General features: G+C 63.7%; 27 protein-coding genes. 24 read left to right on the top strand and 3 right to left on the bottom strand.

Translation table 11 applies throughout. The annotated features are described in order from the left end of the window. Positions 1 to 25: 25 nt before the first annotated feature. Both K3136_RS09215 and K3136_RS09220 read left to right on the top strand, forming a co-directional pair. Entirely contained in the window at positions 26 to 442 is a 417-nt protein-coding gene (locus tag K3136_RS09215; RefSeq protein WP_221430021.1) for an acyl-CoA thioesterase, read from the top strand. Next, a complete protein-coding gene (locus K3136_RS09220) occupies positions 435 to 1,742 on the top strand; it encodes a homoserine dehydrogenase (RefSeq protein WP_221430022.1) in 1,308 nt (435 codons plus the stop codon). Before K3136_RS09215 ends, K3136_RS09220 begins: the two co-directional genes overlap by 8 nt. Here K3136_RS09220 and K3136_RS09225 read toward each other — a convergent pair. Next, positions 1,702 to 2,325 carry a hypothetical protein gene (locus K3136_RS09225; RefSeq protein WP_221430023.1) on the bottom strand — a complete coding sequence of 208 codons (624 nt, stop codon included), beginning with the start codon at positions 2,323 to 2,325 and terminating at the stop codon, positions 1,702 to 1,704. The genes K3136_RS09220 and K3136_RS09225 overlap by 41 nt on opposite strands. Before the next feature lie 94 nt (positions 2,326 to 2,419). Here K3136_RS09225 and glpX point away from each other — a divergent pair, with 94 nt between their 5' ends. The 3 genes from glpX to K3136_RS09240 all read left to right on the top strand — a co-directional run bounded on the left by glpX (position 2,420) and on the right by K3136_RS09240 (position 5,077). Beyond that, positions 2,420 to 3,409 (top strand): class II fructose-bisphosphatase, encoded by a 990-nt coding sequence (glpX, locus tag K3136_RS09230; protein WP_221430024.1) that lies wholly within the window; start codon positions 2,420 to 2,422, stop codon positions 3,407 to 3,409. Positions 3,410 to 3,461: 52 nt separating this feature from the next. Next, a complete protein-coding gene (locus tag K3136_RS09235) occupies positions 3,462 to 4,034 on the top strand; it encodes a hypothetical protein (RefSeq protein ID WP_221430025.1) in 573 nt (190 codons plus the stop codon). Between the two features lie 107 nt (positions 4,035 to 4,141). Further along, positions 4,142 to 5,077: a ribose-phosphate pyrophosphokinase gene (locus K3136_RS09240; protein WP_221430026.1), complete on the top strand. Its 936-nt coding sequence runs from the start codon at positions 4,142 to 4,144 to the stop codon at positions 5,075 to 5,077. A gap of 12 nt (positions 5,078 to 5,089) precedes the next feature. Here K3136_RS09240 and K3136_RS09245 read toward each other — a convergent pair whose 3' ends face one another. After that, complete coding sequence (locus K3136_RS09245) at positions 5,090 to 6,031, bottom strand: helix-turn-helix transcriptional regulator (protein WP_221430027.1); 942 nt, start codon at positions 6,029 to 6,031, stop codon at positions 5,090 to 5,092. Between the two features lie 156 nt (positions 6,032 to 6,187). Next, on the bottom strand, positions 6,188 to 7,174 hold the full coding sequence (locus K3136_RS09250; RefSeq protein WP_221430028.1) for a helix-turn-helix domain-containing protein: 987 nt from the start codon (positions 7,172 to 7,174) through the stop codon (positions 6,188 to 6,190). A gap of 116 nt (positions 7,175 to 7,290) precedes the next feature. Here K3136_RS09250 and K3136_RS09255 point away from each other — a divergent pair, with 116 nt between their 5' ends. The 19 genes from K3136_RS09255 (at position 7,291) to K3136_RS09345 (ending at position 23,920) form a co-directional block, all read left to right on the top strand. Continuing rightward, entirely contained in the window at positions 7,291 to 8,070 is a 780-nt protein-coding gene (locus tag K3136_RS09255; RefSeq protein ID WP_221430029.1) for an inositol monophosphatase family protein, read from the top strand. A 122-nt stretch (positions 8,071 to 8,192) separates the two neighbouring features. Next, positions 8,193 to 8,831 (top strand): porin family protein, encoded by a 639-nt coding sequence (locus K3136_RS09260; RefSeq protein ID WP_221430030.1) that lies wholly within the window; start codon positions 8,193 to 8,195, stop codon positions 8,829 to 8,831. A gap of 99 nt (positions 8,832 to 8,930) precedes the next feature. Beyond that, positions 8,931 to 9,695, top strand: coding sequence for an SDR family NAD(P)-dependent oxidoreductase (locus tag K3136_RS09265; protein WP_221430031.1), 765 nt, complete (start codon positions 8,931 to 8,933; stop codon positions 9,693 to 9,695). A gap of 1 nt (position 9,696) precedes the next feature. Further along, positions 9,697 to 10,446, top strand: coding sequence for an SDR family oxidoreductase (locus K3136_RS09270; protein ID WP_221430032.1), 750 nt, complete (start codon positions 9,697 to 9,699; stop codon positions 10,444 to 10,446). 131 nt (positions 10,447 to 10,577) lie between these two features. Then, complete coding sequence (rpmI, locus tag K3136_RS09275) at positions 10,578 to 10,781, top strand: 50S ribosomal protein L35 (protein ID WP_221430033.1); 204 nt, start codon at positions 10,578 to 10,580, stop codon at positions 10,779 to 10,781. Between the two features lie 23 nt (positions 10,782 to 10,804). Then, positions 10,805 to 11,164 (top strand): 50S ribosomal protein L20, encoded by a 360-nt coding sequence (gene rplT / locus K3136_RS09280; protein WP_100260195.1) that lies wholly within the window; start codon positions 10,805 to 10,807, stop codon positions 11,162 to 11,164. Between the two features lie 105 nt (positions 11,165 to 11,269). Continuing rightward, complete coding sequence (locus tag K3136_RS09285) at positions 11,270 to 12,184, top strand: helix-turn-helix domain-containing protein (RefSeq protein WP_221430034.1); 915 nt, start codon at positions 11,270 to 11,272, stop codon at positions 12,182 to 12,184. Beyond that, a complete protein-coding gene (locus K3136_RS09290) occupies positions 12,181 to 13,080 on the top strand; it encodes a helix-turn-helix domain-containing protein (RefSeq protein ID WP_221430035.1) in 900 nt (299 codons plus the stop codon). Before K3136_RS09285 ends, K3136_RS09290 begins: the two co-directional genes overlap by 4 nt. A 115-nt stretch (positions 13,081 to 13,195) precedes the next feature. Next, a complete protein-coding gene (gene pheS, locus K3136_RS09295) occupies positions 13,196 to 14,296 on the top strand; it encodes a phenylalanine--tRNA ligase subunit alpha (RefSeq protein ID WP_221430036.1) in 1,101 nt (366 codons plus the stop codon). After that, positions 14,293 to 16,683 carry a phenylalanine--tRNA ligase subunit beta gene (pheT, locus tag K3136_RS09300; protein WP_221430037.1) on the top strand — a complete coding sequence of 797 codons (2,391 nt, stop codon included), beginning with the start codon at positions 14,293 to 14,295 and terminating at the stop codon, positions 16,681 to 16,683. The genes pheS and pheT overlap by 4 nt, the downstream gene beginning before the upstream one ends. After that, on the top strand, positions 16,680 to 17,177 hold the full coding sequence (locus tag K3136_RS09305; RefSeq protein ID WP_221430038.1) for a DUF3617 family protein: 498 nt from the start codon (positions 16,680 to 16,682) through the stop codon (positions 17,175 to 17,177). The genes pheT and K3136_RS09305 overlap by 4 nt, the downstream gene beginning before the upstream one ends. Continuing rightward, entirely contained in the window at positions 17,174 to 17,920 is a 747-nt protein-coding gene (locus K3136_RS09310) for an SDR family NAD(P)-dependent oxidoreductase (RefSeq protein ID WP_221430039.1), read from the top strand. Before K3136_RS09305 ends, K3136_RS09310 begins: the two co-directional genes overlap by 4 nt. A gap of 83 nt (positions 17,921 to 18,003) precedes the next feature. Further along, on the top strand, positions 18,004 to 18,282 hold the full coding sequence (locus K3136_RS09315; protein ID WP_221430040.1) for a hypothetical protein: 279 nt from the start codon (positions 18,004 to 18,006) through the stop codon (positions 18,280 to 18,282). Between the two features lies 1 nt (position 18,283). Next, positions 18,284 to 19,807 (top strand): peptide chain release factor 3, encoded by a 1,524-nt coding sequence (locus tag K3136_RS09320; RefSeq protein ID WP_221430041.1) that lies wholly within the window; start codon positions 18,284 to 18,286, stop codon positions 19,805 to 19,807. A 51-nt stretch (positions 19,808 to 19,858) separates the two neighbouring features. Continuing rightward, the gene (locus K3136_RS09325; RefSeq protein WP_221430042.1) at positions 19,859 to 20,728 is read left to right on the top strand and encodes an alpha/beta fold hydrolase; all 870 of its coding nucleotides are present in this window, start codon (positions 19,859 to 19,861) and stop codon (positions 20,726 to 20,728) included. Continuing rightward, the gene (locus K3136_RS09330) at positions 20,729 to 21,286 is read left to right on the top strand and encodes a pyridoxamine 5'-phosphate oxidase family protein (RefSeq protein WP_221430043.1); all 558 of its coding nucleotides are present in this window, start codon (positions 20,729 to 20,731) and stop codon (positions 21,284 to 21,286) included. A 41-nt stretch (positions 21,287 to 21,327) separates the two neighbouring features. Beyond that, positions 21,328 to 22,029: an endonuclease/exonuclease/phosphatase family protein gene (locus K3136_RS09335; protein ID WP_221430044.1), complete on the top strand. Its 702-nt coding sequence runs from the start codon at positions 21,328 to 21,330 to the stop codon at positions 22,027 to 22,029. 143 nt (positions 22,030 to 22,172) lie between these two features. Next, positions 22,173 to 22,511 carry a P-II family nitrogen regulator gene (locus K3136_RS09340; RefSeq protein ID WP_221430045.1) on the top strand — a complete coding sequence of 113 codons (339 nt, stop codon included), beginning with the start codon at positions 22,173 to 22,175 and terminating at the stop codon, positions 22,509 to 22,511. A 20-nt stretch (positions 22,512 to 22,531) separates the two neighbouring features. After that, entirely contained in the window at positions 22,532 to 23,920 is a 1,389-nt protein-coding gene (locus K3136_RS09345) for an ammonium transporter (protein WP_221430046.1), read from the top strand. The last annotated feature ends 114 nt before the right edge of the window (positions 23,921 to 24,034 follow it).

The raw sequence follows: 24,034 nt of genomic DNA on the forward strand, positions 1-24,034 counted from the left end.
CGCACCATGCGCTAGGCGGCAAGGCATGGAGCCTTTCCGACACACCTTCCGCGTGCGCTATGCCGAAGTCGACCCGCAGAGCGTCGTCTTCAATTCGCGCTATCTCGAATATGCCGACGTCCTTGTCAGCGAACATTTTCGCGAAGCCCGCAAGAATGGCATGCCCGGCGAGGTGGAGTTCCACGTGCGCCGCGCAGAAGTCAACTACCTCGCCCCGATCCGGCTCGACGAGCTGATCGAGGGGCGGCTGACAATCGAATCGATTGGCAATTCGAGCATGAAGATGCTGATCACGCTGCACGGCGCCGAGGACGGCTCGTTGCGTGCGGAGATGCGGCTGCTGACCGTCCATGTGGACCTGCCCGAAGGACGGCCCACGCCCGTGCCCGATGCTGTTCGCCTCGCAATGGGCTTCCCCGCGCAGGAGACGGTCGATGGCTGAGCCGCTCAGGATCGCACTGGCCGGCCTCGGTACCGTGGGCACCGGGGTTATCCGCCTGATCGAAACGAACCAGGCAATGATCGCCGCGCGTGCCGGCCGCCCGATCGAGATCGTTGCCGTGAGCGCCCGCGACCGCGCCAAGGACCGCGGTGTCGACCTGTCAGCCTATGCCTGGGTCGACGACATGCAGGCCATGGCCAAGCGCGCCGATGTCGACATCGTTGTCGAGCTGGTCGGCGGCTCCGACGGCCCGGCGCTCACGCTCGCGCGCGCCGCGCTCGACGCGGGCAAGGGTTTCGTCACTGCCAACAAGGCGATGGTCGCGCATCACGGCCTCGAGCTGGCCGAACTGGCTGCGATCAAGCACGCACCCTTCGCCTTCGAGGCGGCTGTGGCGGGCGGTATCCCGGTGGTGAAGGGGCTGCGCGAAGGCACCGCGGCCAATGCGCTGAACCGGATCTACGGCATCCTCAACGGCACCTGCAATTACGTGCTGTCCGAGATGGAGCAGACCGGTGCCGACTTCGACGAGATGCTCGCCGCTGCTCAGGAAAAGGGTTACGCCGAGGCCGATCCCGCTTTCGATATCGAGGGCGTGGATGCCGCGCACAAGCTCGCCATCCTTGCCGCTATCGGTTTCGGCACGCGGATCGATTTCGAGGCCGTGCGGACCGAGGGCATCACGCAGGTACGCGCAAGCGACATCGCCCAGGCAGATGCGCTCGGATATGTCGTGCGCCTCGTCGGTATCGCGACGCTGGAAGAGGAGGGCGATGCGCCCCGCCTGCTGCAGCGTGTGCGCCCGTGCCTGGTGCCCTTCCGCCATCCGCTTGCTGCCGTCACCGGGCCGACCAATGCCGTGGTGGCAGAGGGCGACTTTTCGGGACGCCTGCTGTTCCAGGGTGCAGGGGCAGGCGACAAGCCGACTGCCAGCGCAGTCGTCGCCGACCTGATCGAGATTGCCCGCGGCCAGTCGGGCGCGCCTTTCTCCGTCCCGGTTGCCACACTCCAGCAATGCGAGCCGGCCGATCCGGGCGACCGTATCGGGCGCGATTACCTGCGCTTCACTGTCGCCGACCGTCCGGGCGTACTTGCAGAGATCACCGCGGCGATGCGCGATGCGGGGGTTTCGATCGAGAGCCTCATCCAGCGTGGCCGCGATGCCGAGGGCGGCGATGTACAGGTGGCGATGGTTACCCATGAGGGACCGGAGCGCTGCGTGACCGAGGCGCTGGCCCTGCTCGAAGGGTCGGACAGCCTTACTGCGGCTCCTCTGGTGATGCCGATCCTGAAGGACTGAGCTCCTCGCCTTCCTCCGCCAGCGGCGGGGGCAGGCCGAGCTCCTCTGCATTCGCCTGCAGCCCCGGTTCCTCGGCGATCACAGTCGCGCCATCGAGCTTGCGATCGTATCCGCGAGGCGCGAGGCCGCGCGCCATGCGGTCGGCGTCCGACCCTGCCGGAGTATCGGGAAGCTCTTCGAAATCGATCATATAGGCCGGGTCTTTCGGGCAGGGCGGGATGAAGCACATACCGCCGATGGTCGGCTTTCCGCGGAATATCCCCGGTCCTGCGACATCGACAGGCTTTGCGCCCTGGGTGCGCTCGGCGTGTCGCCGTTCGGCAGCCTCCTTGTCGTAGAGCCGGTTCTCGCCGCCGGTGCGTTTGGCGCAGACCACGATCTCTCCGGACAGGATCGAGGCTTCCTGCTGCTTGGCACAGTCTGGATCGAGTTCGGGTTCGTCGGTGACGGGCGGGGCAAGAATGTCGATCGTCCCGGGAGGTTCGCCCTCCTGCCGGTCGCGGCCTGGGTCCTGCGCATGGCCCGTGGCCGGAAGCCCGAGCGAAACGGCGAGCGTAAAAACCGTCGCCAGATGTCTCGACAATGCAATGCTCCTGCGTCTATCGGCGCCTTGCATACGAATTCACGCATTGCTCGCCCTGCGATTGCCCACTCACGCTCCGAGGACTGAACCACCAATGAACTCGCGCCCCGAAACCGATCCGGCAGACAATCCGCTCGACCGCGTCCTCGTCCTCGAAATGGTCCGCGTGACCGAAGCTGCCGCCGTCGCGGCATCGAAGCTGATCGGCCGCGGCGACGAGAAAGCGGCTGATGCCGCTGCGGTCGAGGCAATGCGCAAGGCCTTCGACACTCTCTATATGGATGGCACGGTGGTTATCGGTGAGGGCGAGCGCGACGAAGCGCCCATGCTCTTCATCGGCGAAAAGGTTGGCGGCGCACCGGGCCGTGGCCCCAAGATCGACATCGCGCTCGACCCGCTCGAAGGCACCACGATCACCGCCAAGGCCGGTCCGAACTCGCTTGCCGTGCTGGCGGCGGCCGCCGAAGGCTGCCTGCTCAACGCGCCCGACGTCTACATGGACAAGCTGGCGGTCGGTCCGGGCTATCCCGATGGCATCATCGACCTCGCCAAGACGCCGACCGAAAACGTCACCGCCGTGGCCGAAGCCAAGGGCGTGAAGCCGTCCGACATCATCGTCTGCGTGCTCGACCGGCCGCGCCATTCCGACCTGATCGCCGAGTTGCGCAGCATCGGCTGCGGCGTCGTGCTGATCGGTGACGGCGATGTTGCCGGCGTGATCGCGGTGACCGACGAGGACACGACGATCGACATGTACATGGGGCAGGGCGGCGCACCCGAGGGTGTGCTTGCCGCAGCCGCACTGCGCTGCGTCGGCGGCCAGTTCAACGGCCGCCTCGTCTTCCGCAACGACGACGAGAAAGCCCGCGCTGCCAAGTGGGGCATCACCGACCTCGACCGGATCTACACGCGTGATGACCTGGTGAAGGGCGACTGCATCTTCGCCGCGACCGGCGTGACTTCGGGCAGCCTGCTCGAAGGCGTGAAGTACCGCCGCGGCGGCACCATGACGACCGAAAGCGTGGTGATGCGCGCGAGCTCGGGCACCGTGCGCTGGATCAAGGGCGAGCATAAGGTCGGCTGAGCACAGAAAGCCGTTACTTTGCCGGCGAGGCTATGCGCTATATGGAAGCGACATGAATCGCTTGGTGCCTGCCGGGGCAATCGCCTCCCTGTTGCTGACTGCGCCGCTCGCAACTGCGGCGCTCGCGACGAGCATCGGCTCTCCGCGACCGCATGATGCCAGTCTCGCCTGCATGTACATGTCCGAGCTCGTTGCCGACTTTAACGAGGGGCAGCCCTTCGCCGCGCCGCTGAAACCCTATCGTACAATCTACACCGACGAATTGGGCGAGGTAGAGCGTGACGAGATCGAGGCGTTCAACACCGCCATGCTCACCTCGGAGGGCAAGCGCGACCACAAGCCCATGTCGATCTATTCGGTCCACACATTGGGCGGGACCGAGACCGACCGACAGTATGTGCTGACAATCCAGCGGGTGCGCTGGCGGACCAAGCGGCTCGAAGTCGATGGCATGCTGCAGGTGGTCGAAGTCGACGATCCACATTGGGACACCCACCATTCGTTCTGGCTGGTCACGTTCGAAAGCAATAGCCTGCGCACGGTCCGAGAGGCAGGCGAGCTCTTGCACCTCAAGCCCCAGCTTGAGCGGCTGGAGGATTGTCCCTTGCCGCGCTTTGGCGATTAAGTGCGTCCTGCAGCGAAAACCGGCGAAAAACCGCGCCTCGCCATATTGCAATCCCATGACCTGTCGCTAGGCGGGGGTGACTGCCAGCCGACACGGGATTCGCTTACATGAAAATCATGGCCGCCAACTCGAACCTGCCGCTCGCGCGCGCGATCGCAGGTTATCTCGAAATGCCGCTTGTCGATGCGCAGGTGCGCCGCTTCGCCGACGAGGAAATCTTCGTCGAAATCCACGAGAACGTGCGCGGTGAAGATGTCTTCGTCGTCCAGTCGACCAGCTATCCGGCGAACGACAACCTCATGGAACTGCTGATCTGCATCGATGCATTGAAGCGCGCGTCTGCCAAGCGGATCACGGCTGTGGTGCCCTATTTCGGCTATGCCCGCCAAGACCGGAAGCCCGGACCGCGCACGCCGATCTCTGCCAAGCTGGTTGCGAACCTGATCACCGAAGCCGGCGCCGATCGCGTGCTCGCGGTCGATCTCCATGCAGGCCAGATCCAGGGCTTCTTCGATATCCCGACCGACAACCTTTTCGGTGCGCCGGTCATGGCAGCCGACATCCAGGCCCGCTACGGCGACCAGGACCTGATGGTCGTCTCGCCCGACGTGGGCGGCGTGGTCCGCGCCCGCGCGCTCGCCAAGCGGCTCGACAACGCGCCGCTCGCCATCGTCGACAAGCGTCGCGACCGACCGGGCGAGAGCGAGGTGATGAACATCATCGGCGACGTGAAGGGTCGCCACTGCATCATGATCGACGACATCATCGATTCGGGCGGTACGCTGTGCAACGCCGCGCAGTCGCTGCTCGACGAAGGTGCAGCCTCGGTCACGGCCTACATCACCCATGGCGTGTTGTCGGGCGGCGCGGTTGCCCGTGTCGACGGTTCGGCGCTGAAGGAACTGGTGATTACCGATTCCATCAAGCCGACCGATGCGGCCAAGGATTCGGACAAGATCCGCATCCTCACCATCGCTCCGCTGATTGGCGAGGCAGTGCGCCGCATTGCGGACGAAAGTTCGGTCAGCTCGCTGTTCGACTAAGCTGCCCCGGCTTCAATCGTCGCGCGATGTCGGCTCCGCATCGGGGTCGCGCCACGGGACGTGTTCGATCCCCAGTTCGCCCATGGCCTCGAGGCGCCGCATCTGGCGCACTTCGAGGTCGATCCGCAGCAGGATCGCGTCCTGCCGCGAGAGCACGCCGGGGGCCATGCCGAAATAGGCATTGATCTCGCGGGTCATGTGCGACTGGTCGAAATAACGCAGGCGGAATTCGGCTTCCTCCTGCGGCATGGCGACGCCCAAAAGCGCTGCTGCCATATCGAGTGCGCGTGCCCTGCGGATGACCTTTTTCGGGCTGATGCCGAAGCTTTCCTTGACCTGCCGCTCCAGCGTTCGCCGGCTGATCCCGAAATCCCTCGCCATGTCTTCGACCCCGGTGGCAGGATCGGTCAGGATGCGACGGTAGGTGGCCAGCGCAAGTTCCGGCGGCTCTTGCGTCACGCGGTCGAACAGCACCCTGCGCGTGTGACCTTCGAAGTGGTCGAGCCACGCCTCGCGGTCTTCCGATGGGCCATAGCCTGCTTGCCTTATATCCTTGGGCAATCCCTGGTCGAAGCACTCGATGCGGTTGAGCATCTGGGTGTGCGTGAGGCTCTGGTCCAGCGGTGGCGCGCCCGGGTGGAACTGGAGCAGGAGGAACTGCATCGGTCCCTCTACCTTGACCGGCATCGCCTTGGTTTGCGGCCCGAAATAGACCGTCCTGCTGCCGCTGGAGGTGTCGAACTCGAAAGGGCCATTCGCGGTTTCGACCGTCCACTTGCCCTTCAGGAATACGCGGATCGCAGGATTGCAGGAAAAGAAACAGCATTCGTGCCTGTCGGTAGCGGCCTCGATATCGACGGCAGCCAGCGATTGTACCCAGGGCGCGATGTCCGGCGCAGGCGCGCGGCTGTAGGAAAGCGGCAGTCCGTCCGGCGTCGAACCGGTCGAGGACACGAGCGCTTCCGGGGCTTTTCCCTGTGCATCCCGGGTCTGGCGGGAGTGCTTCTCTCTGGCGATCTGGCGTTCCCCCTTCAGCGCGACCCGAAGGACAGGATATCTGCTGGGTTCCTTGTCGTGACGCAGCACCCGCCTGTCAAACGGCAAGGATGATCAGTCGTCGGAATATGGCTCTGCCTCGGGATCGCGCCAGGGCTCGATCGTCCCGGGCGGAAGCAGGGAAAGCTCCTGCACTCGGCGGGACTGCCTGATCTCGAGATTGAGCCGCAGCAAGGGATGGTTGCCTTCTTTCAGGCATTGCGGTGTCGTGCCGAAGAACGCCCTGATCTCGCGGATCAGGTGCGATTGGTCGAAATAGCGCAGGCGCAGTGCCGATTCTTCCGTTTCCATGGCAACGCCCAGCAGGGCAGAGGCCATGTCGAGCGCCCGCGCCCTGCGGCAGACCTGCTTGGGCGACATGCCATAATCGCGCTTGATGATCCGCTCGACCGTTCGCGTGCTGCATTCCTGCTCTTCGGCGAAATCCTTCATGGGGTATGACGGATCGACCAGCAGTTGCCGCTCGAAGGCGCGGGTGATGGGGTCCGGATCCTGCGTGCCGCGCTTCTCGATGAATTTCCGCAGTTCGACATGGATCGCATCCAGCCATTCCTGCGGCGTTCCGTCGATGTCGAAGCGCGAACTGAGGCGGCCATGGCCGACCAGCTTGTCATGGTCGATGATCCGGTCGAGCATTGCGTGCTGGAGCGGACCGCCCAGTTTCGCCGCAGCTCCGGGCCCGAGGTGGACGGTGAGCACCTTCACGCGCTCTTCCACCGCGATCGGCATCAGCTTCGTCTGCGGGCCGAAATAGAGGGTCATGCCCTTTTCGCCGGGATTGAAGACCTGCTTGCCGTCGCGCGTTTCGGCCCACCACTTCCCGCCGAAGATAATCCGGATCACGGCATGGTCGTTTAGTATCCCGTCGGTGATGGTCGCCCCTGCAGGAACGTCTGCATCGCTGACGCTGAACCATGTGAACCAGGGCTGGAGCTCTTCTGCCGGCAGGTGATTGAAGGCGAGCGGGTCCCCGTCGCGGGTGCGACCTGTGTGGGATACCAGCTTGTCCGGTTCCTCGCCGGTTGATCGCTCTTCAGCCAATGGCCCTATGGCCCTTTCCCCTGTTGCCCTTGTCGGGTTTGTACACCGATGGTGTCGAATAGACACCTGCAAATAAGTATGGTGCGCTGCAGGCGCGCCTGTTAGCGGCGCTCACCATGGCTTCACGCAAGGATTTAGAGCTCGCCAATCGTCTTGCCGATGCGGCAGGCGATGCCATTCGCCCGCTTTACCGGGGCCAGTGGTCGCAGGAACAGAAGGCCGATCGCAGCTTCGTGACCGAGGCCGACCAGGCCGCCGAAGCCGCGATGCGCAAGATCATCGAGACCGAACGCAGCGACGACGGCATCATCGGCGAAGAATACGGCACCCGCAACGAAGGAGCCTCGCGCCAGTGGGTGCTCGATCCGATCGACGGCACCACCAGCTTCATCGCCGGCCGTCCCATCTTCGGCACGCTGATCGCGCTGCTGCAGGACGGCTTTCCCGTGCTGGGCATCATCGACCAGCCGATCGGGCGCGAGCGCTGGGCCGGACGCTTGGGGCATGAAACGACCTTCAACGGCCAGCCGGTGCGTAGCGCTGCGTGCCGCGAACTGTCAAATGCCGTGCTGGCGACAACCACGCCGCACCAGTTCTCCGACCACGAAGCCGATCACTTCATGGGCCTCGCCAAGGCGGTGGCCGAGCGCAAGATCATCTACGGCGGCGATTGCTACAATTACGGCCTGACCGCGAGCGGCCATGTCGACATCGTGTGCGAGGCCGGGCTCAAGCTCCACGATTTCGCCGCGCTTGTTCCCGTGGTCGAAGGTGCGGGCGGGCTGATGTGCGACTGGTCGGGCGAACCGCTCCATGCCGGAAGTGACGGCAACGCGCTGGCCATCGGCGACCCGGCCCGGCTCGAGGACGTCCTCGAGGCGATGGCCTTGGCGTAATTGTGCAACAGTGACTTTGCTTTCGTAGTATTCGTGCCACTGTAAACTTGAGGGCAAGGTTTCTCTGGTTAGAGCTTCGCACCTGCCGAGCACTCGGCATTTGTATGAGGGTCAAGTTTATTATGAAGAAGATTGTTCTCGCGCTGGCAATGGCCGGCGCCTGCATGCCTGTTGCTGCGCAGGCACAGGACGGTGACTACGGTTACGAAGACGAGCGTCCCGCTCCCGCTTCGCTCGAAAAGTCGGGCATCCGTTTCGAAGGTCGCGTGTTCTACGAGCGCATCGGCGATCCCGAAGACGACGTCATCTACGAACTTGGCGATGCCGTCGGTTTCGGCGGTGAAGTCGGCTACGATTTCGTAGCTGGCGACAATGTCGTCGTCGGTCCGTACTTCACCTATGACGTGTCGGGCGTCGAATCGTGTGACGGCGGCCTCTGCCTGTCGTCGGACGGCTTCTGGGCCGCCGGCATCCATGTCGGCCTGACCACCGGCGACACCGGCCTCGTTTTCGGTAAGCTCGGTTACAGCCAGCAGAGCCTGACCCTCGAAGGTCCGTTCTACGATCCGATCCTGGACCAGACCTTCACCTTCGACGAAACCGAAAAGGCCGGCGGCTACAACTTCGCTTTCGGCTATGAGCATGGATTCGGCGAAAACGCCTACGGCCGTCTCGAACTCGGCATCAGCGAGAATTACGATCTCTATGGTTTCGACTTCCAGCGCTCGAATATCGGCGCTTCGGTTGGCGTGCGCTTCTAACCCACGGTTCGAACCGCAAGATTGGGGGCGGGGCGCCAGTACGGCGCTCCGCCCCTTTTTCGTCCGGACCCCTCCCGCTGCCTGCCGCGTTCGGCTGGCATGAGCGATGCAAGAACCATTCTGATCACCGGCGGCGCGAACGGCATTGGCCGCGCGACCGTCATGCAATTCCACGGGCTCGGCTGGAAAGTCGTCGCGCTCGACACCGATGCCGAGGCGCTGGCCGAGTTGCGCGATAGGCTGCCGCGCGAGACCGCGCTTTTCCTGACCTGCGACGTGGGCCGCGAAGGAGAAGTGGTAAAGGCGTTCGAGCGCGTCACCGAGTGGCTGGACGGTTCCGGCATCGATTGCCTCGTCAACAATTCCGGCATCGCCGATCCCTATGCGGGGCCGCTGGGCGAGCTGGAGCTGGCCGACTGGCAGGCATGGATCGATGCGAGCCTGACCGCGGCTTTCCTCGTCACCCGCGCCGCCTTGCCCCTGCTGCAGAAGTCAGGCGCGGCAAGTGTCGCCAATATCTCCTCGACCCGGGCGGTGATGAGCGAACCCGAAACCTTCGCCTATGCTGCCGCCAAGGGCGGGCTCGACGCGCTCACCCATTCGCTGGCCGTAAGCCTTGGCCCCGACATTCGCGTCAATGCGATCCGGCCGGGCTGGATCGAGACCGGCCCCTGGCAGAAGAGCGGTGCAAGGACGCATCCCAAGCATCGCGACAAGGATCGTGACCAGCACCCGGCAGGCCGGATCGGCAAGCCCGAGGATATCGCCGAAGCGGTCGCCTATCTGCACGAGGCCGGGTTCGTGACCGGACAGCATCTCAATATCGATGGTGGCATGACGGTGAAGATGATCTACGAGCACTGACATGACTTCGGAGGGTTCACTTGCAGGGCGCATCGCGCTGGTCACCGGTGCGGCACGCGGGCTGGGTTTCGAGATCGCGAAACGACTGGCGGCAGAAGGTGCGAGCGTCTGGCTGAACGGCCGCGACGAGGCCGCGCTGCGCGAGGCTGCAGGAAAGATCGGCGCTCGCGCCGTGCCGCTCGCTTTCGACATTACCGATGATGCTGCGTGCGAAGCGGCATTCGGGAAAATCGCCGCAGGGGGTCTCGACATTCTTGTAAACAATGTCGGGCAGCGGGACCGCAGGGGGTTCGAGGATATCGGCCGCGAGGACATGAAGCGCCTGCTCGATGCAAACCTTGTGGCACCCTTCGACCTTGCGCGGCGCGCTGCGCGTCTCATGCGCGAGGGCGGATATGGCCGCATCATCAATATCACTTCCATCGCCTCGCATATCGCGCGCGGCGATGCGGCCTACACCGCAAGCAAGGCAGCACTCGACGGCGTCACGCGCTCGCTCGCTGCCGAGCTGGGTGCGGACGGCATCACCGTGAACGCAGTGGCTCCGGGTTTCGTGCTGACCGAGGCGAACGAGCAGTGGTTCACCGAGGGGAGCGAGATTTCCGACCATCTGCAGCGGCGAACATCGCTCGGCCGCTGGGCGCAGCCACATGAAATCGCGGGGCCGGTCGCCTTCCTCGCCTCGGAGGCGGCATCCTATATCACCGGGCATACGCTGTTCGTCGACGGCGGCTACGTCACCCACTTCTGACTTGCATTTGGTGGGGGAATCGCTATTTGCGCGCCCTTCACCGACACGTGATTCATCTGCCGGTCTGGCCGTAAGGGCTGCCAGGGCTGGTTGTACGTGTCTCTGACTCGATATCCGATTAGGAGATGAAAATGCCCAAGCTGAAGACCAAAAGCGGTGTGAAGAAGCGCTTCAAGATCACCGCAACCGGCAAGATCAAGCATGGTGTCGCCGGCAAGCGCCACCGTCTGTCCAGCCACAATGCGAAGTATATCCGCCAGAACCGCGGCACGACCGTCCTGTCCGAAGCGGACTGGAAAGCCGTCAAGAGTTGGGCGCCTTACGGCCTCGACTGATCGCGAACTAAGGAGATACTGAAATGCCTCGCATTAAACGCGGCGTTACCACGCGCCAGAAGCACAAGCGGCTCCTAGACCAGGCCAAGGGCTATCGCGGTCGCCGCAAGAACACCATCCGCGTCGCGCGCCAGGCCGTCGAAAAGGCCGGCCAGTACGCATACCGCGACCGCAAGGTTAAGAAGCGCAACTTCCGCGCCCTGTGGATCCAGCGTATCAACGCTGCGGTCCGCGCCGAAGGCCTCACCTATTCGCAGTTCATGCACGGCACGAAGCTTGCCGGCATCGAGCTCGACCGCAAGGTCATGGCGGATCTCGCCATGAACGAAGCTGCGGCTTTCAAGGCGATCATCGACCAGGCGAAGAAGGCTCTTCCCGCCTAAGTCACGGCATCGCCGAATGAATTACGGGCGTCTTTCCCACAGCGGAAAGGCGCCCGTTTTGCGTTCGGAGTAGAAAAATACCCCATATCGCGCTACGTCAAGGGCATGGCGGAGCTGGGAAAATCCGGGGCCAAGCCCGAAATCGATGTGCGGTTCTTCGAGCCGCCGCCCGACCTCGCCCGCTGCTTCACCAGTTTCCACCTGCTCGAGGTCCGGCTCCCGCCCGGCGAGATCGTCACCGATTACCTCCAGCCCGAATGGTCCAATCTCAGGTTCTTCGAAAGCAATCCCCCGACGGTCCAGCTCGTCGGAAGCGATGAAGAAATTCACTCGCCTTTCATGGTCAGCGGGCCGAGCTGCGGATCGGTGCGCTTCTCCATCGGAACCACGCGCATGTGGGGAATCGGCCTGATGCCGCTTGGCTGGGCACGCTTCGTCAAGCGCCCGGCAAGCGATTTTTCCGACCAAATCTGGGATGGCCAGACCGTCGAGGCTTTCGCAGCTTTCCGTCCCCTGTCGAAGATTTTCTCGGCGCGCCACCTCACCGATGATGAGAAGGTCGATGCCGTCATCCAGTTCTTCCGCAAGTTCGCGGATTCTCCGCGCGACGAAGACCGGATCATCACCACCCACGAAGCGATGATCGATCCGCGAATGTGCGAGGTGCGGGCTTTTGCCGAACAGGCCGGCCTGACCGTACGGACGCTCGAGCGTTTGTGCATGAAGCACTTCGGCTATCCGCCGAGCATGCTCTTGCGCCGCCAGCGCATGATGCGCAGCCTGGCCGCCTTCATGCTCGCCCAGGACAAGACCTGGACCCAGGCGATCGATGGCACCTATCACGACCAGGCCCATTTCGTGCGGGAATTCCAGACCTTCATGCATATGAGCCCGACCGACTATTCCTCCATGCCGCACCCGGTCCTGAGCGCCTTCATGGAACAGCGGCAGCAGGTTTGGGGCTCGCCCGTCCAGACGCTCGACTCGCCCGGCAGGCGCAACAAACGGCCCGCTGAATGAGCGAGCCAGCGCTCGGGCCAGACCCGGTCGACCTGAAGTTTTTCCTGCCGCCCGAGCCGCTGCGACCCTTCATCACGACCTTTTATCACATGCGCATATCGGCGCCGTCGCGGCGACCCGTGGTCGACTGGCTGCATCCCGAGTGGAGCAACATCCGGCTCTTCATGTCCGGTTCGATGAAAGCTGCGATCGGGGAGGAGCCCTTGCGCGAAGTGCCGCGCGCGACGCTGACCGGACCGACCAGCAGTTCGATCCGTTTCGAATCGAAGGAGGCGTCCTGCTGGGGCGTGGGTCTCCTGCCGCTCGGCCTTGCGCGCTTTACCGACCGTCACGCGATCGATCTTGCCGACAAGGTAACCGAGCTTTCGCCCGGCCTGACGCAGATCCCGGTGACCACGTCTCTCGGCGGCCTGGCGAAGACGGGTGACGATCTCGCGGCAGGTGCCGCATATCTCGCCTCGCTGTTTGCCGGGCTGCTCGAAACCGAAGCGCGCCGCGAAGAGGACATCGTGAGGGTGCAGAAGGCCCTGCTCGATCCGGCGTGCCATGCAGTCTCCGGCCTCGCGGCGGCAACCGGCATGAACGCACGAACGCTCGAACGCTTCTGCGGCGAGTTTTTCGGCTTTCCGCCGCAACTGCTCCTGCGGCGCCAGCGCTTCCTGCGCAGCCTCTCCCAGTTCATGCTCGACCCTTCGATGAAGTGGATCGATGCGATCGACCAGCATTATCACGACCAGGCCCATTTCGTGCGCGATTTCAAGTTCTTCATGCACATGACGCCGCGCGAATATTCTCTCCTCGACCACCCCGTGCTTTCGGCTGCAGCCAAGGGTCGGATGGAGACCGCTGGCGCCGCGATGCAGGTGCTCCACCAGCCCGACAGCCCCCTAAAATAGCCCGCGATCACACGCGGAACCGCTGCTCTAGCCCGGCTAAGCGGAAACGGGGGTTTAGGATTCGCGCCTATGCCGCTAGAGGCAGCGCGCAAAGGACCTAATCCTCGAGAGATTCATGACCGATCTTGTGACACTGCAATCAGGTGCGCTGGCGCGCATCGAAGAGGCGGACAACGCCGATGCCCTCGAAGCGCTGCGTATCGAGTACCTGGGCAAACAGGGCTCCATCTCCGCGCTGATGAAGACGCTGGGCAAGATGACGCCCGAAGAGCGGCAGGAACAGGCGCCCAAGATCCAGGGCGCGCGCACGGCGGTCGCCGACGCGATTGCTGCACGCAAGGATGCTTTCGAGGCCGCAGAACTGGACCGCAAGCTCGCCACCGAGCGCCTCGACCTGACCCTGCCCGAACCGCAGGCGCCGAAAAGCAGCGTCCACCCCGTCAGCCAGGTGATGGACGAGCTGGCGGAAATCTTCGCCGATCTCGGCTTCTCGGTCGCGACTGGCCCCGAGATCGAGGACGACTGGCACAATTTCACCGCGCTCAACATGGCCGAAACGCACCCCGCGCGCGCCATGCACGACACCTTCTATTTCCCGGACGAGGACGCCGACGGGAACCGCATGCTGCTCCGGACCCATACGTCTCCGGTGCAGATCCGCAGCATGATGAAGCAGGGCGCGCCGATCCGCATCATCGCGCCGGGCCGCGTCTATCGTTCGGACAGCGACGCGACGCACACGCCGATGTTCCACCAGGTCGAAGGCCTCGTGATCGATCGCGATATCAACCTCGGCCACTTGAAGTGGACGCTGGAAACCTTCCTCAAGGCCTTCTTCGAGCGCGACGACATCGTGCTGCGCTTGCGCCCCTCCTACTTCCCCTTCACCGAACCTTCGGTCGAGGTCGATGTGGGCTGGCAGGACGTTGGTGGCCGCCGCGTGCTCGGCGGGGACGGCGATGCGCCGGGCCATGGCTGGATGGAGCTTCTCGGCAGCGGCATGGTCAACCGCCGCGTGATCGAATTCGCCGGTCTCGACCCGGACGAATGGCAGGGTTTCGCTTTCGGCGTGGGCGTGGACCGTCTCGCCATGCTCAAATACGGGATGGATGATTTGCGCGCCTTCTTCGACGGCGACCAGCGCTGGCTCGACCACTACGGCTTCTCGCCCTTCGACCAGCCGACCCTTTCCGCAGGTGTGGGAGCGAAAGCATGAAGTTCTCGCTCGAATGGCTGGAGTATTTCCTCGAAACCGACGCTTCGGTGGCGGACATCGCGGCTGCGCTCAATCGCATCGGCCACGAGGTCGAGGGAATCGAGGATCCGGCGGACAAGCTCGAGGGCTTCCGCGTCGCCAAGGTCTTGACCGCGGCCAAGCATCCCGATGCCGACAAGCTGCAGGTCCTCACCGTCGATACAGGTGAGGGCGATCCGCTGCAGGTCGTCTGCGGCGCGCCCAATGCGCGTGCGGGCATGAAGGGCGTGCTGGGCCTGCCCGGTGCTGTCGTCCCGGCAAACGGCATGGAACTGCGCAAAAGCGCGATCCGCGGCGTCGAATCCAACGGCATGATGTGCTCGGTTCGCGAGCTCGAACTGGGCGAGGAGCATGACGGCATCATCGAACTGCCCGAAGATGCCCCGGTCGGCCAGACCTTCGCCGAATATCACGATGCCTCGCCCGTCTTCGACGTGGCAATCACGCCGAACCGCCCCGATTGCATGGGCGTGCAGGGCATCGCGCGCGATCTCGCCGCTGCCGGCCTCGGCACGTTCAAGCCGGTCGAAACTTCGGCCATCGCGGCTTCGGGTGAGTGCCCGGTCGAAATCCGTACCGACGATCCGGAAGGCTGCCCCGCCTTCTATGGCCGCGTCATTCGCGGTGTGGACAACACGAAGCCTTCGCCCGAGTGGATGCAGCGCCGCCTGATCGCGGCAGGCCAGCGCCCGATCTCGGCACTGGTCGATGCGACCAACTACCTCATGCTTGCCTTCGGGCGTCCGGCACACGTCTATGACCTTGCCAAGCTTTCGGGCGCGGTGGTCGCTCGCCGTGCGCAGACTGGCGAAAAGGTCGAGGCGCTCAACGAGAAAACCTACACGCTCGACGACACGATGACCGTGATCGCCGACGACAATGGCGTCCACGACATCGCCGGCATCATGGGCGGCGAACATTCGGGCGCGACCGAGACGACCACCGACGTCCTTCTCGAGATCGCCTATTTCGATCCGACCCGCATCGGCGTGACGGGCCGCAAGCTCGGCCTTGCCTCGGATGCGCGCACGCGTTTCGAGCGCGGTGTCGATCCTGAGTTCCTCGACGATGGCCTCGCGATCCTCACCAGCCTGATCACCAAGACTTGTGGCGGCGAGCCGACCGAGGTCGTGCGCGCAGGCCAGCCGCCTGTCACTGCGCAGACGATCAAGTTCGATCCGCGCCTCACCGAACGGCTCGGCGGTCTTGCCGTCCCGCAGGAAGAGCAGCGCGCCATCCTGACCTCGCTCGACTTCACCGTCGGCGATGACTGGACGGTCACCTGCCCGCCGCGCCGACACGATATCGAAGGCCCTGCCGATCTCGTCGAAGAGGTCGTGCGCATCCATGGTATCGACGAGGTCGAAAGCAAGCCGCTGCCGCGCCGCCCCGGCGTCGCGCTGCCGACGGCAACGCCGCTTCAGCAGGCCGAGCGCAAGCTGCGCCGGGCCGCGGCCGCGCGTGGGCTGAACGAGGCGATCACCTGGTCCTTCCTGCCCACGGCAGAGGCCGAACATTTCGCCGACGGGGCTGAGCTCTGGGTGCTCGACAACCCGATCAGCGAAGACATGAAGGCGATGCGCCCCTCGCTTATCCCGGGCCTGCTTTCGGCTGCCAAGCGCAATGCCGACCGCGGTGCTGATGGTGCGCGCCTGTTCGAAATCGGCCGCCGATACTTCCGTGGCAAAGACGGTGCGAGCGACGAGAAGCCGACGCTGGGCGTAGTCCTGTCGGGCGAGAAGACGCCGCGCGGCTGGTCGAATGGCAAGACCGCCAAGTTCGATGCCTATGATGCCAAGGCCGAAGCCATGGCGCTGCTCGAAGCCGCCGGTGCTCCGGTCGGCAATCTCATGGTCATGGGCGAGGCTGGCGACCAGTTCCACCCCGGCCAGTCGGCCACCTTGCGCCTCGGCCCGAAGAACGTGCTTGCCCGCTTCGGCGCGCTGCATCCCAACACGCTCAAGGCCTTCGACATCGACGGGCCGGTGATGGCGGCCGAGATCTTCCTTGATGCGATCCCGGCGAAGAAGGGCGGCGGCTTTGCGCGCGCTGCCTATTCGCCGCCCGCCTTGCAGGCGATCACCCGCGACTTCGCCTTCCTCGTACCCGCCGATCTCGCGGCTGGCGACCTCGTGAAGGCCGTGCGCGGCGCAGACAAGAAGGCCATCGTCGATGCGCGCGTCTTCGACGTCTTTGCCGGACATGGCGTGCCCGAAGGCAAGAAGTCGGTCGCTGTCGAAGTCGTCCTCCAGCCGGGCGACAAGAGCTTCACCGACGAAGAGATCAAGGCGATCTCGGACGCTATCGTGAAGAACGCCGCCAAGCAGGGCGCGGAGCTGCGCGGGTGAAGCTGCCCGCGCTCTTCATGGTGACGGCGTCGTCAGGCCTGCTGGCCTGTGCTGCGGACCAACCCGCGGAGGAATATCTCGCGGAAGGGCTGTGGGAGACTTCGGTCACCATGGAAGAATACTTCAACCCAAAGTTGAGCGAGTCCCAGCGCGCAGAGATCGTTGAAGCGGCGCAGGCCCGTCAGTCGACGACCAGTTCCTGCCGTCCGGCGCGGGAAAATCGCCTGATCCCGCTGGTGGGCGACCCTTTTTCAATGGGCGATGATTCCGACTGCATATACGCCAGCGTCGAGGCATCGGGCGAACCCGCCAATCGCGTCGTGAAGTGCACTGCTCCCGCAGATGCGACGATCGAACTCAGCGGCGAGGTGCGCACGGATTTCACGGATTTGCAGGCAAAGGTCAGCAGGCCCGGAACCGATGGTAGCTATGCTGTGACACGCGAGATTTCGCGCCTCGTCGGGCCATGTCCAGACAAGGGGATCGAACAATGAATACTGCCTTCGTCACCGGAGCCACCGCAGGCATTGGCGAGGCTACCGTTCGCACACTGGTCGCGAGCGGCTGGCGCTGCGTGGCGACCGGGCGGCGCAAGGAGCGGCTCGATGCGCTGGTCGAAGAGCTCGGTGCCGACAAGGTTCATGCTGCCTGTTTCGATGTGCGCGATAGCGAGGCGATGGATGCGGCGATTGCAGCCTTGCCGGAAGACTTCGCGGGCATCGACCTGCTGGTGAACAACGCCGGTCTCGCGCAGGGCCTCTCGCCCGCGCAGGAGGCGAACCTCGACGACTGGCAGACCATGATCGACACTAATGTGACGGCCATGGTGGTGCTGACCCGCAAGCTCCTGCCCGTGCTGATCGAGCGCAAGGGCGCGATCATCGCGATCGGCTCGGTGGCGGGCAGTTATGTCTATCCGGGCGGCAACGTCTACGCGGGCTCCAAGGCCTTCGCGAACCACTTCACGCTCGCCCTTCGCGCCGACCTTCACGGCACCGGCGTGCGCGTGACCAGCATCGAGCCGGGCATGGTCGAAACCGAATTCACCGTGGTGCGCACGGGCAGCCAGAAGGCTTCGGACGACCTTTATCGCGGCGCCGACCCCATGACCGGGCAGGACATCGCCGACACGATCCGCTGGATCGCCGAACTGCCCCCGCATCTAAACATCAACCGCATAGAGCTGATGCCGGTGAGTCAGGACTTCGCCGGTTTCCGCGTAGCCCGCGACAATTAATGCGCACACTTCCGATATACGTTGCGCTGGTATTTGTTGTCTTCACTTTGGCAACGTGGATACTTGCAGCGAATGCATTAGATATGGCTGGCAATCCGGCGAAGTATCAGGCGTTTTGGTTCCTCGTCGGATTGTGGGCCGCGACACCCGCACTTCTCTCGGCGGTCCCAAAGAAGGCTGCATTTATTGTGCTGGCTTTGCTGTTGGCGGCCATGGCGGGATGGGCCTATCTGGCTTCATTCGCGACTGATGATGGCGGAATGGCCATGGGTATCATTATCATGGCGGCGGTAGTCACTGGAATGCTCGGTAGCTTTGCTATCGCTGGACGCGACCTATTTGTTGGAAAACAAGCCTCTTAAAATGACCTCAGACCGCCGTACCTTCGCCATTATCTCGCACCCCGACGCGGGTAAGACCACGCTGACCGAGAAGCTGCTGCTGACCGGCGGCGCGATCCATCTGGCTGGCGAGGTCAAGGCGCGCGGGGCGGCTCGCCGGGCGCGCTCGGACTGGATGAAGATCGAGCAGCAGCGCGGTATCTCGGTGACCAGCTCGGTCATGACCTTCGAGCGTGATGGCATCACCTTCAACCTGCTCGACACGCCGGGACACGAGGACTTCTCCGAAGATACCTATCGCACGCTGACCGCGGTCGACAGCGCCATCATGGTGATCGACGCGGCCAAGGGTATCGAACCCCAGACGCGCAAGCTGTTCGAGGTCTGCCGCCTCCGCAGCGTGCCGATCATCACCTTCGTCAACAAGGTCGACCGCGAGGGCCGTCCGGTCTTCGAACTGCTCGACGAGATCGCCGACATGCTGGCGCTGGATGTGTCACCGCAGATGTACCCCGTCGGCATGGGCGGCGAGTTCCAGGGCATTCTCGATTTCGAAAGCGGTGAGGTTGTCGTTCCCGAAGGGCCGTCGAAGGAATTCAAGGGCAAGCGGGTCGCCGATTTCGAGCTGCCCGAAGCAATTGCTGAGAATGTGGAACTGGCGCAGATCGGCTATCCGGAATTCGATCTCGAAGCCTATCGAAACGGCGACCTGACCCCGGTCTATTTCGGCTCGGCGCTGAAGAATTTTGGCGTTACCGAGCTGATCGAGGCGATTGCGAAATACGCCCCGCCGCCGCGCCCGCAGCCCGCCGGCGACACGCAGATCACGCCGGATCATGACGAGGTCACGGGCTTCATCTTCAAGGTGCAGGCCAATATGGACCCCAACCACCGGGACCGCATCGCCTTCATGCGGCAGGTGTCGGGCACTTTCAAACGCGGCATGAAGCTGACGCCGAGCGGCCTCGGCAAGCCGGTCGCGATCCATTCGCCGATCCTTTTCTTCGCGCAGGACCGCGAAGTGGCCGACACGGCAGAGCCGGGCGATATCATCGGCATTCCCAACCACGGCACTTTGCGCGTCGGCGATACGCTGAGCGAGAAGAACCAGGTCCGCTTCACCGGCCTGCCCAATTTCGCGCCCGAAATCCTGCGCCGCGTCGCGCTGGTCGATCCGACCAAGACCAAGCAGCTGCGCAAGGCGCTCGACGACCTTTCCGAAGAGGGTGTGATTCAGGTCTTCTATCCGGAGATCGGCGGCCAGTGGATTGTCGGTGTCGTCGGCCAGCTCCAGCTCGATGTCCTGATTTCGCGGCTCTCGGCCGAGTACAAGGTCGAGGCAAAGCTCGAAGCCTCGCCCTTTGCTACCGCCCGCTGGATCAAGGGCGACGACAAGGCGATGGCGGAATTCGAGAAGTTCAACCTCTCCAATCTCGCCAAGGATCGCGACGGGGACCTCGTCTTCATGGCCAAGAGCCCCTGGGACGTGAACTACCAGGAAGAGAAAAACCCCGAGCTCACTTTCTCGGCCACGAAAGAACGCTGATTGGGGAAAGGCGAGGTTGAATCGATTGTGCAGCCGTTGCAAAGCGGCTGCATGACCCTCACCGGCCCCACTTCCCAGACCTTCATCTCGCAGCGCCTGCGCCTCAACTATCTCGATTGGGGCAATCGCGGAAAGCCGCCGCTGGTCCTCGTCCATGGCGGACGCGACCATGCGCGCAGCTGGGACTGGGTTGCCGAGGAATTGCGCGACGACTGGCATGTGGTGGCGATGGACCACCGCGGACATGGCGACAGCGACTGGGTGTCCGACGGCAACTACCAGGTAGGTGACATGGTCTACGACCTTGCGCAACTGGTCCACCAGCTGGGTGTGGGGCCTGTGACGATCGTATCCCATTCGATGGGCGGCAATGTCTCGCTACGCTATGCGGGCACCTTCCCCGATATGGTCAAGAAGATCGTCGCCATCGAAGGTCTCGGGCCCAGCCCCAAGCGGCAGGCCGAGATGCGCGAGAAATCCTATCCGGAGCGGATGGCCGAATGGATCGGCAAGAAGCGCGCTGCCTCGGGCCGTAGTCCGCGCAAGTACGAAAGCATCGAGGCCGCCTTCGCCCGCATGATCGAGGAAAACAGCTATCTCACCGAGGAGCAGGCGCGGCATCTCACGATCCACGGCGTGAATCGCAATGAGGATGGCACCTACAGCTGGAAGTTCGATCCGCACCTCAATGTCTGGGCGGTCGAGGACATAGCCGATGAGTTCCTCCACCAGACCTGGGCGGCGATCACCGCGCCGACCTTGCTGCTATACGGCGCCGACAGTTGGGCCTCGAACCCCGAGGGCGACGGCAGGCTCGATCACTTCTCCAACGCCGAGGTGATCGAGTTCGAGAATGCCGGCCACTGGCTCCACCACGACCAGTTCGACCGCTTCATGAAGACGATCAGGGACTTTCTCTAGATGGCAGACTTCTTCGACGCGTTGGACGACAAGCACATCGCGATGATCGGCAAGCAGCCGGTCTTCTTTGTCGCCACCGCCGCCGAAGATGCCCGCATCAACCTGAGCCCCAAGGGCTACGACACCTTTCGCGTCATCGCGCCGACCCGGGTCGCCTATCTCGACCTCGGCGGTTCGGGCAACGAGACCCACGCGCACCTCGCAGCAGACGGGCGCATCACGCTGATGTTCTGCAATTTCGACCGGCCGGCGCTGATCCTGCGGATTTACGGCAAGGGCCGCGCGGTGCTGCCGCAAGACAGCGACTGGGCCGAACTCTCCGCCCATTTCGAGATGATGCCTGGCACCCGCCAGATTTTCGACATCGCGGTCGAGAGCGTCCAGACCAGCTGCGGCTGGGGCGTCCCTTTCATGGAATATCGCGAGGAGCGCGAGACGCTCAAGAAAGCGCATAGCCGGACCGATCCGGAAGAATGGGTGACGAAATACCAGGGCCGGACAAGCAGCATCGACGGTCTGCCGACCCGTCCGACAGACCGTTTCATCGCCGATGACTGAATCGCACTGCAACTCCCGCGCGGCCGAATAGTTGAGGCCCCGTGCAGCTAACTTTCGCCAGCTACAACATCCACAAGGCCGTTGGTCTCGATCGCAAGCGCGATCCCGAGCGCATCCTGTCGGTCATCCACGAAATCGACGCCGATGTTATCGCCCTGCAGGAGGCAGACCGGCGCATCGGTGCGCGTGAAACCTGCATCCCGCGAGCAGAGATCGACGATACGCACTGGCGGCTGGTCGAGGTGGCGAAACGGCCGCGCAGCATCGGCTGGCACGGCAATGCGCTCCTCGTCCGGCGCGAATTCGACGTTCACGAGGGCGAAGCTCTCGACCTTCCGACCCTGGAGCCGCGCGGGGCGGCGTGCGGCGAGATCACGATCGAGGGGCACCGGATAAGGATCATCGGGACGCATCTCGACCTGTCCGGCCTGAGGCGGCGTGACCAGATCCGCTCGCTCGTGTCCTTCGTCGAGGACTGCTCGCGCAACCTGCCGACGGTCATCATGGGCGACTTCAACCAGTGGGGCCGCAGCACCGGCGCCATGCGCGAATTCGCCGATCGCTGGACCGTTGTGACCCCGGGCAAAAGCTATCCCTCTCGCCAGCCGATGGCGACGCTCGATCGGATCGTCGCAAGCACGCACTGGGGCTGCGTCCATTCCGATGTCCACCACACCGGACTTTCTGCCGTTGCATCGGACCACCTGCCCGTGGTTGCCCGACTTGAGCTGACTAAAAAATAGGCTACCGCTTAATATTTAGGCAATAAATATTGCGATTGCGGGCCTAAGCGCGCAATTTTCCCTCATTTCCTGTTTGGCACGCCCCTTGCTGCATGTGCGAACGCCGGTGCTTGGGCCGGTTCGCAATAGGAAGGGGTGAGCGCGTGAAATTCATCATCGCCGTCATCAAGCCGTTCAAGCTCGACGAGGTGCGCGAAGCCCTCGGCGCGGTTGGCGTTGCCGGAATGACCGTGTCGGAGGTCAAGGGATTTGGCCGCCAGAAAGGCCAGACCGAGATTTATCGCGGGGCCGAATATTCGACCAATATGCTGCCCAAGGTGAAGCTGGAAATCGCGGTCGGAGACGATCTCGCGCCGCAGGTGGTCGAGACCATCCAGCAAACCGCAAGCACCGAAAGCATCGGCGACGGGAAGATCTTCGTCTTCGACCTCGCCAGCGCCACCCGCATCCGTACCGCTGAAACCGGCGAAACCGCGCTGTGACGCGGCAAGGAGTGACACAGATGACCATGCGTAATCTCATGCGCGTCGCCGCCACCGGTGCCGCTGCATTTTTCACGGCTACGGGCGCTCTGGCGCAGGAAGCCGCCGAGGCCGCCAATGCGGCCGGGACACCGATCGCCGCAGCAACGGCCGAAGTTGCTACCGTGGCCGTGCCGAACCCTGGAAACAACGCCTGGATGATGACCGCCACGATCCTCGTGCTGCTCATGATCATCCCGGGCCTGACGCTGTTCTATGGCGGCCTGACCCGTTCGAAGAACATGCTTTCCACCATGACCCAGATCGGCGCCACCGCGGCGCTCGCCATGATCATCTGGGTGATGTGGGGCTACAGCCTTGCATTCGGCGATACGACTTACGAAGGCCCGCTGGGCTGGTTCATCAGCGGGGGCAGTTACTTCCTCGCCGGCACCGATGCGAGCAGCACGGCAGCCACCTTCACCGATGAAGTCATCTCCAAATATGTCTTCATCAGCTTCCAGATGACCTTCGCCGCAATCACCGCCGCCCTGATCCTGGGCGCGACGGCAGAGCGCATGAAGTTCAGCGCGGTGATGGCCTTCGTGCCGATCTGGCTGACCATCGTCTATTTCCCGATCGCTCACATGGTCTGGGCAGGCGGCGGCCTCTTGTTCGAAGACGGCGCGCTCGACTTTGCCGGCGGTACCGTGGTGCACATCAACGCGGGTGTCTCGGGCCTCGTCCTTGCATACCTCCTCGGCAAGCGCCGTGGCTGGCCGCAAGAGCCGATGATGCCGCACTCGATGACGCTGACCATGGTCGGCACCGGGCTGCTGTGGGTTGGCTGGTTCGGTTTCAACGCCGGTTCTGCTCTCGAAGCAGACGGTTCGGCTGGCCTCGCCATGATCAACACTTTCGTTGCCACGGCAGCAGGTGCGCTGGCCTGGATGGTCATCGAAAAGCTTGCGGGTCACAAGGGCTCGGCGCTGGGCTTCTGCTCGGGCGTCATTGCAGGCCTCGTTGCCGTCACCCCGGCGGCAGGCAACTCGGGCCCGTTCGGTGCCATCCTGCTCGGCATCCTGTCGGCAGCCGTCTGCTACTTCTTCGTCGCCAAGGTGAAGGCCAAGTTCGGCTACGACGACAGTCTCGATGCTTTCGGCATCCACGGTATCGGCGGCATCGTCGGCGCGATCGGTACGGCAGTTGTCTACCAGCCGTGGATCGGCGGCCCGGGCGACGGTTCGACCGCGCTGGGTACGCAGCTCGGCATCCAGGTATTCTCGGTCCTGATCACCATTGCCTGGGCTGCAATCGGCACGCTCATCGCCGGCTACTTGGTCAAGCTGACGGTTGGCCTGCGGGTCAGCGAAGAGACCGAAGTCGACGGGCTCGACATCTCCGAACACGGGGAGCGCGCCTACAACTAACAAGCTTGGCGGGGCCGCCCACTCTCTCCTCTCTCTCTCCCGGGCGGCCCCGCCCACCCATGTTCCTCCTGCGAACACCGACTTGTGAAGGGCCGGGACTCAGACGAGTTCCGG

Origin of the sequence: Qipengyuania gelatinilytica (genome assembly GCF_019711315.1) — a bacterium.
GTDB classification, from domain to species: Bacteria; Pseudomonadota; Alphaproteobacteria; order Sphingomonadales; family Sphingomonadaceae; genus Qipengyuania; species Qipengyuania gelatinilytica.

Excerpts from the sequence above, each read along its gene's own strand:
- K3136_RS09215 (WP_221430021.1), top strand. The coding sequence starts at position 26 with ATGGAGCCTTTCCGACACACCTTCCGCGTGCGCTATGCCGAAGTCGAC.
- K3136_RS09220 (WP_221430022.1), top strand. The coding sequence starts at position 435 with ATGGCTGAGCCGCTCAGGATCGCACTGGCCGGCCTCGGTACCGTGGGC.
- glpX (WP_221430024.1), top strand. The coding sequence starts at position 2,420 with ATGAACTCGCGCCCCGAAACCGATCCGGCAGACAATCCGCTCGACCGC.
- K3136_RS09235 (WP_221430025.1), top strand. The coding sequence starts at position 3,462 with ATGAATCGCTTGGTGCCTGCCGGGGCAATCGCCTCCCTGTTGCTGACT.
- K3136_RS09240 (WP_221430026.1), top strand. The coding sequence starts at position 4,142 with ATGAAAATCATGGCCGCCAACTCGAACCTGCCGCTCGCGCGCGCGATC.
- K3136_RS09255 (WP_221430029.1), top strand. The coding sequence starts at position 7,291 with ATGGCTTCACGCAAGGATTTAGAGCTCGCCAATCGTCTTGCCGATGCG.
- K3136_RS09260 (WP_221430030.1), top strand. The coding sequence starts at position 8,193 with ATGAAGAAGATTGTTCTCGCGCTGGCAATGGCCGGCGCCTGCATGCCT.
- K3136_RS09265 (WP_221430031.1), top strand. The coding sequence starts at position 8,931 with ATGAGCGATGCAAGAACCATTCTGATCACCGGCGGCGCGAACGGCATT.
- K3136_RS09270 (WP_221430032.1), top strand. The coding sequence starts at position 9,697 with ATGACTTCGGAGGGTTCACTTGCAGGGCGCATCGCGCTGGTCACCGGT.
- rpmI (WP_221430033.1), top strand. The coding sequence starts at position 10,578 with ATGCCCAAGCTGAAGACCAAAAGCGGTGTGAAGAAGCGCTTCAAGATC.
- rplT (WP_100260195.1), top strand. The coding sequence starts at position 10,805 with ATGCCTCGCATTAAACGCGGCGTTACCACGCGCCAGAAGCACAAGCGG.
- K3136_RS09285 (WP_221430034.1), top strand. The coding sequence starts at position 11,270 with ATGGCGGAGCTGGGAAAATCCGGGGCCAAGCCCGAAATCGATGTGCGG.
- K3136_RS09290 (WP_221430035.1), top strand. The coding sequence starts at position 12,181 with ATGAGCGAGCCAGCGCTCGGGCCAGACCCGGTCGACCTGAAGTTTTTC.
- pheS (WP_221430036.1), top strand. The coding sequence starts at position 13,196 with ATGACCGATCTTGTGACACTGCAATCAGGTGCGCTGGCGCGCATCGAA.
- pheT (WP_221430037.1), top strand. The coding sequence starts at position 14,293 with ATGAAGTTCTCGCTCGAATGGCTGGAGTATTTCCTCGAAACCGACGCT.
- K3136_RS09310 (WP_221430039.1), top strand. The coding sequence starts at position 17,174 with ATGAATACTGCCTTCGTCACCGGAGCCACCGCAGGCATTGGCGAGGCT.
- K3136_RS09315 (WP_221430040.1), top strand. The coding sequence starts at position 18,004 with ATGGCTGGCAATCCGGCGAAGTATCAGGCGTTTTGGTTCCTCGTCGGA.
- K3136_RS09320 (WP_221430041.1), top strand. The coding sequence starts at position 18,284 with ATGACCTCAGACCGCCGTACCTTCGCCATTATCTCGCACCCCGACGCG.
- K3136_RS09325 (WP_221430042.1), top strand. The coding sequence starts at position 19,859 with ATGACCCTCACCGGCCCCACTTCCCAGACCTTCATCTCGCAGCGCCTG.
- K3136_RS09330 (WP_221430043.1), top strand. The coding sequence starts at position 20,729 with ATGGCAGACTTCTTCGACGCGTTGGACGACAAGCACATCGCGATGATC.
- K3136_RS09345 (WP_221430046.1), top strand. The coding sequence starts at position 22,532 with ATGACCATGCGTAATCTCATGCGCGTCGCCGCCACCGGTGCCGCTGCA.